The organism is Streptomyces sp. R28 (genome assembly GCF_041052385.1).
Lineage (GTDB): Bacteria > Actinomycetota > Actinomycetes > Streptomycetales > Streptomycetaceae > Streptomyces.
This window is the reverse complement of record NZ_CP163439.1, coordinates 9,280,186-9,295,145: the sequence shown is the minus strand read 5'-3', so window position 1 is coordinate 9,295,145 and position 14,960 is coordinate 9,280,186. Positions and strand designations below refer to the sequence as shown.

The window sequence follows — 14,960 nt, the reverse complement described above, 5'->3', positions numbered from 1 at the left end:
TTCTCCAGAGAGGGCGAGCGGGAAAGCGCTTTCCGTCGGGGTGCCTACTTAAGGTACGCGAGACCGGGGTGGACGCCGGTGTAGCCGTCGACGAGCCGACGGGCCACGTTCACGGAGTCGACGAGCGGGTGCAGCGCGAAGGCCTTCACCGCGGTCGTACGGGAGCCGGACTCGGCGGCGGCGAGCACCTCGCGCTCGACCGCCTTGACCGCGCAGACGAGCCCGGTGGCGTGGTCGGGCAACGGGGCGACGGCTACCGGGTGGGCCCCGTTGGCGTCGACCAGGCACGGCACCTCGATGACGGCGTCGGTGTCGAGGACGGACAGGGTGTCCTGGTTGCGCACGTTGAGGATCAGGGTCGTGCGCTCGTCGCGGGCGATGGCCCGCATCAGCGCGAGCGCCACCTTCTCGTAGCCGCCGGACAGGTCGTCGGCGTCGCGCTCGCCGGCGCCCGCCGTCTCCCGGTTCTCGGACATGTAGGTGGCCTCGCGCTCGGCGCGGGTGCGGTCCCAGACATCCAGGGCGGAGGCATCCGGGTCGCGCATCTGCTCGTAGAAACCGGCCTGCTGGTCGCGCAGGAAGGCGCCGCGGGTCTTGTCGGCCTGCTGGTAGGCGCGGACGGCTTCCCGGTTGAAGTAGTAGTAGTGCAGGTATTCGTTCGGGATCGCGCCGAGCGAGCGGAGCCAGTCGACGCCGAAGAGCTTGCCCTCCTCGAAGGAGCCGAGCAGGTCGGGGTCGGCGAGCAGGCGCGGCAGCTCGTCACGGCCGGCGACGCGCAGGCCGCGGACCCAGCCCAGGTGGTTGAGGCCGACGTAGTCGATCCACGCCTCGCCGGGGTTCTTCACGCCGAGCACGCGGGCGATACGGCGGCCGAGGCCGACCGGCGAGTCGCAGATGCCGATGACGCGGTCGCCGAGGTGGCGGGACATGGCCTCGGTGACCAGGCCCGCCGGGTTGGTGAAGTTGATGACCCAGGCGTCCGGCGCGAGGCGCGCCACCCGCTGGGCGATGTCGACGGCGACCGGGACCGTGCGCAGGCCGTAGGCGATGCCGCCTGCGCCGACCGTCTCCTGGCCGAGGACGCCCTCGGCGAGCGCGACCCGCTCGTCGTTCGCCCTGCCTTCCAGGCCGCCGACGCGGATCGCCGAGAAGACGAAGTCGGCGCCGCGCAACGCCTCGTCGAGGTCGGTCGTGGCGCTCACCTCGGGCGCGTCCGGCACCCCGGCCGCCTGCTCGGCGAGGACGCGGGTCACCGCGGAGAGCCGCTGCGCGTCCAGGTCGTGCAGCACGACGTGGGTGACCCGGCCTTCGGCGCGGTCCGTCAGGAGCGCTCCGTACACGAGCGGTACGCGGAATCCTCCGCCGCCCAGAATCGTCAGTTTCACGCTTGCACCTTTCCTGCCACGACCACCTCGACGCCCGCCTCCGCCAGGGAGGACCGGGTCGCCGCATCGACCGGCGCGTTCGTCACCACCACGTCCAGGTCGTCCGGACCGCACACCTTCGCCATACCCGTACCGGGGAACTTCGCCGCGTCGGCGAGCAGCACGACCTTGTCGCCGGCCCTGATCATGGCCCGCTTGACCGGCACCTCGACGACCGTCGTGTCCATCACCTGCCCGCCCGGCCGCACTCCACTGGTGCCCAGGAAGAGCCAGTCGGCATGCAGCTGGCGCAGATTGTCCTCGGTGAGGAAGCCGACCAGGGAGCGGTACTCGCGGCGGACCATGCCGCCGAGCAGCACCAGCTCGATGGCCTCGTCGTCGGCGAGCTCCTCGTAGACCACCAGATTGCTGGTGATCACGGTGAGCCGGCGGCCGTGCAGCTGGCGGGCCAGCCGGAAGGCGGTGGTGCCGATGTCGAGCAGCACCGACTGACCATCTTCGATCATCGCTGCGGCGTGCGCGGCTATCGCGTCCTTCTCGGGCACGCGCATCTCGGCGACCTCGGCGAAGGGCTGGTCGCCCTCGTCCGCGACCGCGCCGCCGTGCACCCGCGTCAGCAGGCCGTCCTCCTCGAGTTTGACCAGGTCACGCCTGATCGTGGCCGGGCTCACACCCAGCTGCTCGGAGAGGTCGGTCACAGCCGCCGGGCCCCCGGCGCGCAGGGCCCGCAGGATGAGTTGGTGTCGTCGTTCTGCCAGCACGGCGTGAACACTACTCGTCATCTTCAATCATCGCCATGCTCATTTCTGCTCGGGTATTGACCAATCTCTCCGATCGGCGCACGATTCCGCTCACCGAAATGAAGAGTTTTGACGATCTCCGAGCTCTGCCGAGCGGGAGCACGAGCGAGAGGACGCGATCCGTGGACGACGACCGGCCCGATGTGCTGCTGACCGGGCTGCTCTTCTACGACCTCGTCCTCACGGGGCTCGGGAAGCCGCCGACCCCGGGCGAGGAGATCTGGACGGGCGGCATGGGCTGCGGCCCGGGCGGAATCGCCAACCTGGCGGTGGCCGCCGCCCGCTTCGGCCTCAAGACCTCGCTGGCCACGGTGTTCGGCGACGACCTCTACGGCGAGTGGTGCCGGGACGTCCTGTGCGACCAGGAGGACATCGACCTCTCGCTCTCCCGCACGGCGGACGGCTGGCCCACCCCGGTCACCGTCTCCCTCGCCTACGGCCACGACCGGGCTCTGGTCACCCACGGCCAGGAGCCCCCGTACTCGCAGGACACGCTGACGGGCGACCCGCCGAAGGCGCGCACGGCCCTCGTGCACATCGAGGCCGAACCCCGCGAGTGGCTGGCCAAGGCCGCCGCGAACGGCACGCGGATCTACGCCGACGTCGGCTGGGACCCCACCCAGCAGTGGTCGGCCGACCTGCTCGAGCAACTCGCCCTGTGCCACGCCTTCCTCCCCAACGAGACCGAGGCGATGGCCTACACCCGCACCGACAGCGCGGTCGCGGCCCTAGGTACGCTCAGCGAGCTGGTTCCGGTCGCCGTGGTGACACGCGGGGGCGAGGGTGCCGTCGCGGTCGACCAGACGACCGGCGAATACGCGGAGGTACCCGCCCTGGACGTCGACGTCCTCGACGCGACGGGCGCCGGGGACGTGTTCGGGGCGAGCTTCGTCGCGGCCTCGCTGGGCGGCTGGCCGCTGGAGGAACGGCTCAGGTTCGCCGTGCTCGCCGCCGGGCTGTCCGTGCGGCACCACGGCGGGGCACTGGCGGCCCCCGGCTGGTACGGCGTCGATCGCTGGTGGCGGTCGGTGAAGGACCCCGAACTGCGACGCGCGTACGGCTTCCTCGCGCACCGCATCCCGGCCGATGTCGGCCCGCCCGTGCGCCACGCCCCCGTCACCCCGCCGGCCGGTCCCACACCCGTGGGCCCGCGCGCCGGCGAACGGCGGCACTGACCCTCACACCCCCTCTCCACGTCGTACAGGAACAACAGGAGTGACCCGTGGACCTTTCTCGTAGAGGCTTCCTCCAGGCCGCCGTGCTCACCGCGGCCGCCTCCGGCCTGACCGTCGCCTGCGGCGGCGGCTCGGAATCGACCCGCACCAAGAACGGCAAGGACCTCACCCTGTGGTACTGGGGTGGCGCCCTCAGCGACAAGGTGGTCGCCGAGGCCAAGGCGCACTTCGGCGGCCAGATCAAGCTGACCGCGGCGTCCATCGGCGGCGACTTCAAGCAGAAGCTCACCACCACCCTCGCGGCAGCCGGCTCCTCGGTGCCCGACATCACCGGCATCAAGGGCGAGGACATCGCCTCCTTCCTGCCCAACGCCGACCGCTTCCTCGACCTGAACGACCTGGGCTTCAAGAAGATCTCGTCCCAGTACCTGGAGTGGAAGACCAAGCTCGCCCAGACCAAGGACGGCAAGCAGATCGGGTTCCCGATCGACATCGGTCCCACCGCGCTCTTCTACCGCGCGGACCTGTTCGACAAGGCCGGGCTACCCACCGACCCCGACAAGGTGGCCGCCGAGGCCACGACCTGGGACGACTACTTCGCCCTCGGCTCCGAGCTGAAGAAGGCGGCGCCCGGCACCTTCCTGATCAACAACATCAGCTCGGTGTTCAACATCGCGGTCGGCCAGGGCACCAAGCGGTTCATCGACGAGGACAACCACTTCATCGGCGACCAGGACCACATCCGCGCCGCGTGGACCACGGCGATACGCCCCTACACGCTCGGCCTCGACGCCAAGATCAACGACAACACGTGGAACGCCGCCATCGGCAAGAACCTGACCACCGAACTCGGCGCCGCCTGGCACGCGCTGGACATCGAGTCGGCGGCCCCGGGCACCAAGGGCAAGTGGCGGGTCTGCGCGACGCCGGGCGGACCGGCCAACCAGGGCGGCTCCTACCTCGCCCTGCCCTCGCAGTGCCGGAACCCCGAAGCGGCCTTCAAGATCATCAGCTGGATCCTCAGCCCCGACAACAACGCCAAGAGCTACACCGACGCCACCATTTTCCCCGCCTCTCCGGCGACGTACTCGATGGCAGCCATGACGGGCCCCGACGCCTTCTTCGGCGGTCAGAAGATCATCGAGGTCTTCGGCCCGGCCGCCGAGGCCATCCCGGTGAGCTACGAGGCGCCCGCCGACTCCGCGGTCATGGCGCCCTTCATGGCCGAGCTGAGCAGCATCGAGGCCAAGGGCAAGAAGCCCGACGACGCCTGGAAGGACGCGGTCAGCCAGGCCAAGCAGATCGCCAGGCGACAGGGGGTGAGCTGAGGTGTCGTCACCTCCGGTCACCGGCCCCGCCCCGGTGCGCGGGCACCGCGGCGGGCCGGGCCCGGCCCGCTTCCGCCCGCGGCGCACGCCGCCCGCGGGCACCGCACGGCCCAGGCGTCGCGGGGTGCTGTCGTACTGGCGGCAGTACCTGGCGATCTCGCCCTTCTACCTGATCTTCGCCGCCTTCTCCTTCGTCCCCGTCTTCTATTCGCTCTATCTGGCCTTCCAGCGCTACGACGGCCTGGGCACCAAGCAGTTCGTCGGCCTGCAGCAGTTCGAGTTCCTCTGGAACGACCCGATCTTCTGGCTGTCGATCCGCAACACCCTGGCGATCTGGGTCCTGTCCACCGTTCCCACCCTGTTCGGCGCCCTGGTACTGGCCACGTTGCTGCACTCGGTGCGCCGCTTCAAGGGCTTCTACCGCATCGCCCTCTACGTACCGAACGTCACGTCGATCGTCGCCGTGGCGATCTTCTTCGGCGCGGTGTTCAGCAACAACTTCGGCCTCGTGAACGCGATCCTGGGCACGGTCGGCATCGCGCCCGTCGCGTGGCTGAGCAATCCGTGGCTGATCAAAGTGGTGATCGCGCTGCTGATGACGTGGATGTGGACCGGCTACAACATGATCATCTATCTGGCCGGCCTCCAGGCCATCCCCCCGTCGGTCTACGAGGCGGCCAAGATGGACGGCGCCGGGCCGGTGCGGACCTTCTTCCAGATCACCATTCCGATCATGCGGCCGATCATCCTGTTCACGGTCGTCATCTCCACCATCAACGGCCTGCAGAGCTTCAGCGAACCCCAGGTGCTCTTCGCCAGCAACGCCGCCAACCAGAACCTCGGCGGACCGGGCCAGGCGGGCCTGACCACGCTGCTGTACTTCTACCAGTCGGCCTTCCTCGACAACGACTACGGCTACGGCGCGGCCATCGTGTGGGCCTTCTTCGTACTGATCATCGTGCTCGTCGTCATCAACTGGCGCATCGTGCAACGAGGGAGGAAGTCATGACGACAGCCGCCACGCCGCGGCCGGCCACCGGCGCGAAGCGGCTGCGCCGCCCCAAGGGCCTGACCGCGCACATCCTGCTCATGGTGGCCGTCCTGATCTCGGTCTTCCCGTTCGTGTGGACGATCGTGATGGCGACCAACACCACCAAGGACATATACAAGAGCCCACCGAAGCTGACCTTCGGCTCCCACCTGCTGGAGAACATCCGGCATGTGCTCGACACGATCGACTTCTTCGGGTCGATGCTCAACACGATCGTCGTCGCGTGCGTCACGACGGTCCTGGTGCTGTTCATCGACTCCCTGGCGGCCTTCGCCTTCGCCAAGTTCGACTTCCCCGGGCGCAAGGTGCTCTTCGGCACGCTGCTGGTGTTCATGATGCTGCCGCTCCAACTGGCCGTACTGCCGCAGTTCATCCTGATGTCCGAGATCGGCTGGGTCGGCATGCTCAAGGCACTGGTCTGGCCCGCCCTCTCCAACGCCTTCGGCATCTTCTGGCTGCGCCAGTACATCGAGAACGGCGTACCCGACGAACTGCTCGACGCGGCGCGCATCGACGGCGCCGGCTTCTTCCGTCAGTACTGGAACATCGCGCTGCCGATGATCAGGCCCGCGTTGTCCTTCCTTGCCATCTACGCCTTCGTCGGCGCCTGGAACGACTACGTCTGGCCGCTCATCGTGCTCACCAACCCCGACCACGTCACGCTCCAGGTGGAGCTGGCCCAGCTCAACCTCGGCCACAACACCGACTACAGCATGGTCATGGCCGGTGTGCTCATGGCGGCCCTCCCGCTGGTCGTGGTCTTCACGATCTTCGCCCGCGGGTTCATCGCGGGCGCCACGGAAGGGGCGGTGCAGGGGAGCTAGGCGGTTGCGCCCCGAAAGGGGCGCGGGGAACTGCGCGACCAGCCACATCGAGCGTGCAGCCAAGAACCGACAGTCGGTCCCGAGCTCTTAGTGGTGGAGGTAGACAGTGACGGACGTCGACGCCGAGGTCACCGCCCACGGCAAGGTGCTCGTGGTGGGCATGGACGGACTCCGCTTCGATCGGCTGACCCGCCGGCCGGCCAACGCACCCGTGCTGCACGGCCTGATGGCCGCGGGCGCCCACGGCACCAGCCTGCTGCCCTACGGCGAGCCGGACGGCCAGGCCGACGGCGGGCCGTCCACCAGCATGGCCTACACCGACTCCGGCCCCGGCTGGTCGAGCGTGCTGACCGGCGTGTGGCCCGACCGGCACGGGGTGACCGGCAACGACTTCACCGGCGCCGCCTATGCCCGCTACCCCGACTTCCTGACGCGCGCCGCCACCGCCCGGCCCGGCCTGCGCACCGCGGCCGCGGTGTCCTGGCCGCAACTGGTCCGCCGCGGCACCCTCGGCCGCGCCATCGGCCGGCGCGTGCGCTACAACGGCGAGTGCCGCGGCTACGAGACCGCGGACCGCCGCGTCGCCCGCACCGTCACACGCTGGCTCACCAGGGGCGACCCAGACGCCGTGTTCGTGTACTTCGGCGCCACCGACGAAGCGGGCCACGCCACGGGCCCCCTCTCCCCCGCCTACGACGACGCCCTCCGCGCCCAGGACGCCCACCTCGGGCGGCTGTTGGAGGCGATCGATGCCCGGCGCTCGGACCCCGGCCGCCCCGACGAGCACTGGACCGTGCTGGTCACCACGGACCACGGTCACCTCGACACCGGTGGCCACGGCGGCGACACCCGTGCCGAGCGGGAAGTCTTCGTCATCCTCGCCGAGCCCGGCGTGCCCGACGGCACCCGGCTCGACACACCCCGCCTCATCGACATCGCCCCCACCGTCCTGGACCGTCTCGGCATCCCCATCGACCCTGCCTGGGGCCTGCAAGGCCGCCCCCTGCCCCGGCCCACCGCACCGACTTCGGAATGGTCATGATCGACGCACCCCTCGACCCCTTGATCGCGCTGCGCCCCTGGGAGGCACCCGAGGTGACCTCCTGGGGGCGACTCCCCATGAACGCCGTCGACCGGCGCGCCGGAGCACTCCCCCTGGACGGCGACTGGCGCCTGAAGTTGCTGTCCGCTCCGGATGCGCCGGTCGGCGGTCCCTGGTCCTCCTCGCAGGTCCCCGGCGTCTGGACCATGCAGGGCGCCGACGACCTGCCGCAGTACAGCAACATCCGGATGCCCTTCCCCGAGTACCCGCCCCACTCGCCCGCCGCCAACCCGACGGGCGTGTACGAGCGCGAGGTGGAGGTCCCCGCGGACTGGGCCGGACGCCGGATCGTGCTCCAGGTCGGGGCCGCCGAGAGTGTGCTGCTGGTGCACGTGGACGGGCGGCCGGTGGGCCTCTCCAAGGACTCCCATCTGGCCGCCGAGTTCGATCTGACGGGGGTCGTCCGCCCCGGCTCGCCCGCGGCCGTACGGCTCACCGTCGTCAAATGGTCCGACGCCTCGCACATCGAGGACCAGGACCAGTGGTGGCACGGCGGGATCACTCGCTCGGTGCTGTTGTACGCGACGGATCCGCTGTATCTCGCGGATGTGACCGTGCGCGCGCGGTACAGCGGTGAGCTGCAGGTCGACTGCCGGGTGCGGGACGCGGGCGGCGCGCTGCCCGCGGGGTGGTACCTCACGGGGGATCTGGACGGCCGACCCCTCACGCAGGACGCGGAGTTCGACCGCGCGAACGTCGAGGACGAGCGCGTCTCCGACTTCCTCGGCGAGGCCCGGCTGCTGACCACCGTCCCCGAGGTGCGGACCTGGAACGCGGAGACGCCCGAGCTGTACGGCCTGACCGTCCGGCTGCACCGCGCCGACGGCACGGTCGCCGACACCTCCCGGCACCGGATCGGCTTCCGGGACGTCGAGATCGTCGGCCGGGACCTGCTGGTCAACGGCGAGCGGGTGTTCATCCGGGGCGTGAACCGGCACGACTTCCATCCCCTGACGGGCCGGACGGTGTCGTACGACGACATGCGCGCGGACCTGGTCCTGCTCAAGCGGTTCGGCTTCAACGCCATCCGCACCGCCCACTACCCGAACGACCCGACGCTGTACGACCTCGCCGACGAGCTCGGGCTCTACGTCGTCGACGAGGCGGACATCGAGTCCCACGACCACGCCCACGAGATCGCCGACGACCCGCGCTATCTGAACGCCTTCGTGGACCGGGTCTCGCGGATGGTGCTGCGCGACAAGAACCATCCGTCGGTCATCATCTGGTCGCTGGGCAACGAGTCCGACTACGGCGCGGGCCACGACGCCGCGGCGGGCTGGGTACGCCGGCACGACCCGACCCGGCCGATCCAGTACGAGGGGGCGGCCAAGCTCGGCTGGGCGGACCCGGGGCTCGCCTCCGACATCGCCTGCCCGATGTACGCGCCGCTGGAGGACTGCGTCGCCCACACGTTGTCGGGTGAGCAGACCAAGCCGCTCATCCAGTGCGAGTACTCGCACGCCATGGGCAACAGCAACGGCACGCTGGCAGACCACTGGGCTGCCATCGAGGCCACCCCAGGTCTTCAGGGCGGGTTCATCTGGGAGTTCTGGGACCACGGGATTCTGCAACGTGTGAGCGACGGAAGACCGGTCGGGCGTGGGGGCGCCGGGCTCTATGACAACGGTGTCGCCGCGCCCGGGTACCGCTGGGCGTACGGCGGTGACTTCGGCGAGACGATCCACGACGGCGCGTTCATCGCGGACGGCGTGGTGTTTCCCGACCGCACGCCCAAGCCGGCGATGTACGAGCACCGGGAGATCGCGGCGCCGGTGCGCATCGAGTGCTTCCGGCACGAGGGCGTCGTCCTGACCAACCACCAGCACTTCCGCGGCTTCGACTGGCTGGCCGCCGCATGGGAGCTGTCCCTGGAGGACGGTCGCAAGGTGACCGCGCCGGCCGAGCTGCCCGAGCTGTGCCCGGGCGAGACGGCGGCGGTGCCGCTGCCGTTCGCGCTGCCCGAGGACGGCGGCGAGGCGTGGCTGACGCTGCGGGTGACGACGGCGCGGGACCTGCCGTGGGCGCCGCGCGGCACGGAGGTGTGCGTGCCGCAGGTGCGGCTGCGCGGGCCCGCCCCGGTCGACGTCCCTGCCGTGGCCCGGCAGGTCGACGTGGACGGCGAGGGGCTCCTCGTCCACCCGCTGCTTACGGTGGCACCCACGCTCTCCCTGTGGCGTGCGCCCACCGACAACGACGAGTTGGGCGGCATGGCGCAGCGCTGGCGGACCTGGGGACTCGACGCACTGGTGCGCAAGGTCGTGTCGGTGCGCCAGGACGCCGGACACGTGGTGGTGCAGACCGAGTACGCGGGCGCGAGCGGGGTCGTACGGCACCGCCAGGTGCTCACGCCCGTCGAGGGCGGCGTCCGGGTCGAGGAGGAGGCCGAGCTGCCGGAGGCGTTCGACGACGTGGCCCGGGTCGGCACGGTCTTCGAGACGATCGCGGGGCTCGACCTGCTGGACTGGTTCGGGCAGGGGCCCTGGGAGTCGTATCCCGACCGCAGCGCGGGCGCCCCGGTGGGCCACCACTCCATCCCCGTCGACGACCTGTTCACCCCTTACCTGCGCCCGCAGGAGAGCGGTGGCCGACACGGCGTACGGCGGTTCACGCTGTCCGCGCCGGACGCCACCGGCCTCACGGTGGTGCTCGACGAGCCACGCCAGGTCTCCGTCACCCGCTACCGCGCCGAGGACCTGACCGCCGCCGCGCACCACGACGAACTGGTGCCGCGCCCCGGCTGCGTGGTGCACATCGACGCGGCGCACCGAGGCCTCGGCACGGCCTCGTGCGGCCCCGACACCTTCCCCTCCTATCGCGTCGCACCGGGCATCCACCGCTGGAGCTGGACCCTGCGCGTCCTCTGAACTCCTTTTCTCTCCTTCTCTTCATGGAGCACCCATGTGTACGTCGCATGCGCACGACCAGGGCGAGGCCGCGCAGGCCGGCGCCGGAAGACGCAGTTTCCTCCGGGCCACGGCACTGATCGGCGCCGCCGCCACCGCCTCGGTCGCGCTGCCGGCCGAAGCTCAAGCGGCAGTCACGGAGCCCTGGCGGCCCGACCCCGACAGCCGTCGCTTCACGCTCGCCGTGATGCCCGACACCCAGTACCTCTTCGACGGGCCGAGCATCGACAAGGCGCCGGTCGAGGCGTCCCTGCGCTATCTGCTGGAGCACGGCCGCAAGGAGAACATCGTCTTCCTGTCCCACCTCGGCGACCTCACCCAGAACGGCACCCAGCCCGAAGTCGCCGCCATCAGCGAGGCGTTCCGGCTCCTGGACCGGCGGGGCGTGGGCTACAGCGTCCTCGCCGGCAACCACGACGTGAAGTCGTCGACGGACGACCAGCGCGGTGCGACGCCGTATCTGGACGCCTTCGGGCCGAAGCGGTTCCAGGGACAGAAGACGTTCGGGGGCGCCTCCCCCGACGGCTACAACAGCTTCCACCTCTTCAAGGCCGCCGGCCGCGAGTGGATGGTGCTCGCGCTGGACTGGCGGCTGTCGGCGAAGGGCTACGCGTGGGCCAAGGACGTCCTCGCCCGGCACCCGAAGACGCCGGTCGTCCTCACCACCCACGAGCTGGTCGTCGAGGACGACTCCCTCTCGGCGTACGGGCAGCAGCTGTGGGACCAGCTGATCGAGGACCACGACCAGATCTTCCTCACCCTCAACGGGCACTACTGGCCCGCCGGCCGGGCGACCCGCAAGAACGCGGCCGGTAACGACGTCCACCTGCATCTGACGAACTACCAGAACCGCTACTTCGGCGGCGCGGCGATGATCCGCCTGTACCGCTTCGACCTGGACCGGAACGTCATCGACGTGGAGACGGTCTCCCCCTGGATCCTCGGCCGGGCCGCCCGGGGGCTCAACGAGCTGGAGCGGCAGGAGATCGAACTCAGCGGTGACGCCGACCGGTTCAGCGTCGAGATCGACTTCGCCGACCGCTTCTCCGGCTTCGCCCCGGTGCCCGCGCGCGCGGAGCGCCCCGCCTCGCGGATGCTGATCCCGGGCACGGTGGCGTACTGGCGCTTCGAGCAGCCGGTACAGGGCACCACGGTCCGTGACCTGTCCGGGCGCGGCAACGACCTCGCGCTCGTCACGGTGGGCGGCGGAAAGCTGGGCTGGTCCGCCGACCACCACCCCGACCAGCCCGGCCACGGCAGCCTGGAGTTCCAGGGCTTCAAGTCCCCGCTGAAGGGCGCGTACCTGCGCACGGTCGACGGGGCCCCGCTCAACTCGGCGACGTTCGGGGACGGTTACACCATCGAGGCGTTCTACCGCCTCCCGGCCGACTGGGACCCCGACCACCACGCCTGGTCCGGCCTGCTGAGCCGGACCGGCACGGGCGGCGCCGCCGGCAAGACCGCCGACGACCCGGACGAGCCGCTCGCCACGCTCTCCCTGTCGAACGACCGCGAGCCGCAGTGGGCGATGCGCCCGCTCAACCAGGAGGGCATCGCCACCAACTGGGCCCAGGAGACCCCACTGGAGACCTGGTGGCACCTGGCAGTCGTCAACGACGGCGAGCACACCACCATGTACGTCGAGGGCTGCCCGGTGGTCCGCAATCCGAAGGCGCGCTCGATCGGCATCACGTCCGTCGGGCTGCCGTGGCTGCTCGGCGGCTACGAGTACGGCGGCAAGATCGACCAGATCCTGCACGGCCGCCTCGGCGACGTCCGGATCGTCGCGCGGGCGCTGCCCGTCAAGTCCTTCATGACCCACTGACGCCCGTCACCGACGCCCTTCAAGGACCACCATGACCGAGCAGCAGCTCCCCACCTGGGCCGACCCGTCCGTCGCCCCCGCCTTCCTGGACGCCCAGGGCGTCTCCAGACGCGGACTCCTGCGCCGCGCGGGCCTGTTCGGCGCCGCGTTCGCCCTCGGCTCCGCGACCCCGGCGCTGGCTGACGACGACAGACGTCTCGGCGGCGACGACCCCCGCCTCGCCTACCTCGTCGGCGACCACCACATCCACTCCGTCTACAGCCACGACGCCAAGTACACGTTCTCCCAACTGGCCGCCGCGGGCGCCAGGTACGGCCTGGACTGGATGGTGTTCACCGAGCACTCCAACTTCGGACACGCCAAGTACGGCGCCCCGCTGGAGCACGAGGAGATCCTCAAGGCGCGCGCCGAGAACCCGCGCCAGCTGATCTTCCAGGGCCTGGAGTGGTACATCCCGGCCGCCGAGCACTGCACGGTCTTCGCGGCGCCCGGCGGGCACGAGGTCGACCTGCTCACGCAGTTCGAGAGCGCCTACGACGGCAAGCTGCTCGGCTACACGGAAGGCTCAGCGGGTGCCGCGGACACCGCCCGCAACGAGGCCCACGCCGTCAAGGCCATCAAGTGGCTGGCCGAACAGCGCCGCACCGGCTACGTCGACGACGTGCTCGTCCTCGCCAACCACCCGATGCGCCTCGGCATCGACTCCCCGCACGAGATGCGCGCCTGGCGCGACGCGGCCCCCGAGATCATGATCGGCATGGAGGGCGCACCGGGCGCCCAGGGCGCGGCCATCCCCGGCTGGCGCGGTACGAACTCGATCCGCGGCGAGTACGAGAACAAGCCGTCGGCCCAGTCCTGGACCGGCTACCCGGCGGACGCGTACCTGACGTACGGCGGTTTCGACTGGGCGAGCGCGACGGTCGGCGGTCTGTGGGACTCGATGCTGGCCGAAGGCAGCCTGTTCTCGATCACCACGAACTCCGACGCCCACCGCATCGTCTTCGACACCTGGAAGAACGGCGACTGGCCGGCGGGCCAGAACTTCGACAACACCGGCAAGCTGCCGGACCCGGTCGACACCACCACCCCGCAGCCGGGCAGCGACTTCTGGCCGGGCCAGTTCAGCCGCACCCACGTCGGCGTCACCCGCTACGGCTACCGCGCGGTGATGGCGGGCCTGCGCGCCGGCCGGGTCTGGCTCGACCACGGGCATCTGCTCGACGGCCTCGACGTCCGCCTGAAGCGGGACTGCGACTTGGGCCGGGGCGTCACCCTGGGCGGCCGGCTGCGCGTGCGCAAGGGCGAGAAGCTCACCCTCACCATCACGGTGACGACCGCCTCGCGCCCCAACCCCCAGGGAATTGTGCCCGAGTTGGCGCACGTGGACGTCATCCGGGGCGCGGTGCGCGGCCCGGTGACCGACCGGGACACCTGGAAGGCACCGGACACCAAGGTCGTGCGCGCGCTGGACGTGACGGGCCGGCAGGGGACGTACACCCTGCGCGTCCCGCTGACCGCCGGGGACGAGCCCTTCTACGTCCGGCTGCGCGGCAGCGACGGCAACCGCCACGGTGCGGGCTACCTCGGGGCGTCGGTCGACCCGCACGGGCCGATTCCGCACGAGCCCGGAAACGGTGACCCGTGGGCGGATACGTGGTTCTATTCGAACCCTGTGTTCGTCGACGTGGCAGGAGCCTGATGAAGCGTCATCTCCGCACCCTGGTCTGCTTATCGGGGGCCCTCGCGCTCGGCGCGGGCACCGCGTCCGCCGCCGGCGATCCGCACTGGGCCAGGACCGGCACGGCGTACACGGACACGCTGGGCGGCGGGCAGGGACTGGCGAGCCGCGCGGACGGCTCACTGCTGTACCGCGGGCTCGCCACCATCCCGCTGGACCTGCGGATCAAGGGCTGGAACCACGTCGGCGACCCGGACGTCGCACGCGGCCACACCTTCGACGCCTACCAGGGCCCGGACACGGCCACGTCCAAGATGTTCGCGGTGACGACACCGGCCGGGAAGCGCTTCGAGTACGTCCACCGGCTCGACCCGGGCGAGAAGCTGAACAACTCCTTCGCCACCGTCTCACCCGACGGGCAGTGGCTGGTGTCGGGCGAATGGGGGGAGCAGAGCAGACTCCAGGTCTTCCCCGCTCCCCTGCTGAACCCGGCCACGCCCCGGGCCGGCGGCGAGCTGGCGGAGGCCTGGCAGATCACCCTGGACAAGCCGGTGCGCGACATCCAGGGCTGCGATTTCGTGACGGACACCCGCCTGGTGTGCGCCTCGAACGACGCCACGGGGACGCTCTTCCCCGAGATCCGCCCGCTGCTCCAGGTGGATCTGCCGCGCAAGGTGGACGGGAGGCCGATCACCGGCACGGTGAGGAGCCTGTTCGCGCTGGAGCAGCGCAGTGTGTGCCCGGGCACCTTCGAGGCGGAGGGTGTCGACTACGACGCGAACAGCGGCACCCTGCGCACACAGATGATCCCGCCCGGGGTGTGCGCGGTGGCGACGGCCGTCCACTCGTACCAGCAGGTCACGGACTGATCGACGAGAGGTACCGT

Annotated in this window: 11 protein-coding genes; 9 read left to right on the top strand and 2 right to left on the bottom strand. The window is 70.5% G+C overall.

Annotation, left to right across the window (positions count from 1 at the left end):
* Positions 1-44: 44 nt before the first annotated feature.
* Positions 45-1,385 (bottom strand): 6-phospho-beta-glucosidase, encoded by a 1,341-nt coding sequence (locus AB5J49_RS40770; protein ID WP_369173917.1) that lies wholly within the window; start codon positions 1,383-1,385, stop codon positions 45-47.
* Entirely contained in the window at positions 1,382-2,146 is a 765-nt protein-coding gene (locus tag AB5J49_RS40765; RefSeq protein ID WP_369173916.1) for a DeoR/GlpR family DNA-binding transcription regulator, read from the bottom strand. The genes AB5J49_RS40770 and AB5J49_RS40765 overlap by 4 nt, the downstream gene beginning before the upstream one ends.
* Positions 2,147-2,307: 161 nt before the next feature.
* On the opposite strand from AB5J49_RS40765, the gene AB5J49_RS40760 reads away from it, so the two are divergent.
* The 9 genes from AB5J49_RS40760 (at position 2,308) to AB5J49_RS40720 (ending at position 14,943) form a co-directional block, all read left to right on the top strand.
* Positions 2,308-3,360, top strand: a complete 1,053-nt coding sequence (locus AB5J49_RS40760) for a carbohydrate kinase family protein (protein ID WP_369173915.1) — start codon at positions 2,308-2,310, stop codon at positions 3,358-3,360.
* A gap of 47 nt (positions 3,361-3,407) precedes the next feature.
* Positions 3,408-4,688 (top strand): ABC transporter substrate-binding protein, encoded by a 1,281-nt coding sequence (locus tag AB5J49_RS40755; RefSeq protein ID WP_369173914.1) that lies wholly within the window; start codon positions 3,408-3,410, stop codon positions 4,686-4,688.
* Between the two features lie 124 nt (positions 4,689-4,812).
* Positions 4,813-5,697, top strand: a complete 885-nt coding sequence (locus tag AB5J49_RS40750; RefSeq protein WP_369175422.1) for a carbohydrate ABC transporter permease — start codon at positions 4,813-4,815, stop codon at positions 5,695-5,697.
* Positions 5,694-6,563, top strand: a complete 870-nt coding sequence (locus AB5J49_RS40745) for a carbohydrate ABC transporter permease (RefSeq protein WP_369173913.1) — start codon at positions 5,694-5,696, stop codon at positions 6,561-6,563. Before AB5J49_RS40750 ends, AB5J49_RS40745 begins: the two co-directional genes overlap by 4 nt.
* Before the next feature lie 106 nt (positions 6,564-6,669).
* A complete protein-coding gene (locus AB5J49_RS40740) occupies positions 6,670-7,605 on the top strand; it encodes an alkaline phosphatase family protein (RefSeq protein ID WP_369173912.1) in 936 nt (311 codons plus the stop codon).
* Positions 7,602-10,532, top strand: coding sequence for a glycoside hydrolase family 2 TIM barrel-domain containing protein (locus AB5J49_RS40735; RefSeq protein ID WP_369173911.1), 2,931 nt, complete (start codon positions 7,602-7,604; stop codon positions 10,530-10,532). The genes AB5J49_RS40740 and AB5J49_RS40735 overlap by 4 nt, the downstream gene beginning before the upstream one ends.
* Before the next feature lie 34 nt (positions 10,533-10,566).
* Positions 10,567-12,396: a LamG-like jellyroll fold domain-containing protein gene (locus tag AB5J49_RS40730; RefSeq protein WP_369173910.1), complete on the top strand. Its 1,830-nt coding sequence runs from the start codon at positions 10,567-10,569 to the stop codon at positions 12,394-12,396.
* Positions 12,397-12,427: 31 nt separating this feature from the next.
* A complete protein-coding gene (locus tag AB5J49_RS40725; protein WP_369173909.1) occupies positions 12,428-14,095 on the top strand; it encodes a PHP domain-containing protein in 1,668 nt (555 codons plus the stop codon).
* The gene (locus AB5J49_RS40720; protein WP_369173908.1) at positions 14,095-14,943 is read left to right on the top strand and encodes a hypothetical protein; all 849 of its coding nucleotides are present in this window, start codon (positions 14,095-14,097) and stop codon (positions 14,941-14,943) included. The genes AB5J49_RS40725 and AB5J49_RS40720 overlap by 1 nt, the downstream gene beginning before the upstream one ends.
* The last annotated feature ends 17 nt before the right edge of the window (positions 14,944-14,960 follow it).

What these genes read in the sequence shown, in the direction of transcription:
- AB5J49_RS40745 (WP_369173913.1), top strand. Translation starts at nt 5,694, where the DNA reads ATGACGACAGCCGCCACGCCGCGGCCGGCCACCGGCGCGAAGCGGCTG.
- AB5J49_RS40735 (WP_369173911.1), top strand. Translation starts at nt 7,602, where the DNA reads ATGATCGACGCACCCCTCGACCCCTTGATCGCGCTGCGCCCCTGGGAG.
- AB5J49_RS40730 (WP_369173910.1), top strand. Translation starts at nt 10,567, where the DNA reads ATGTGTACGTCGCATGCGCACGACCAGGGCGAGGCCGCGCAGGCCGGC.
- AB5J49_RS40725 (WP_369173909.1), top strand. Translation starts at nt 12,428, where the DNA reads ATGACCGAGCAGCAGCTCCCCACCTGGGCCGACCCGTCCGTCGCCCCC.
- AB5J49_RS40720 (WP_369173908.1), top strand. Translation starts at nt 14,095, where the DNA reads ATGAAGCGTCATCTCCGCACCCTGGTCTGCTTATCGGGGGCCCTCGCG.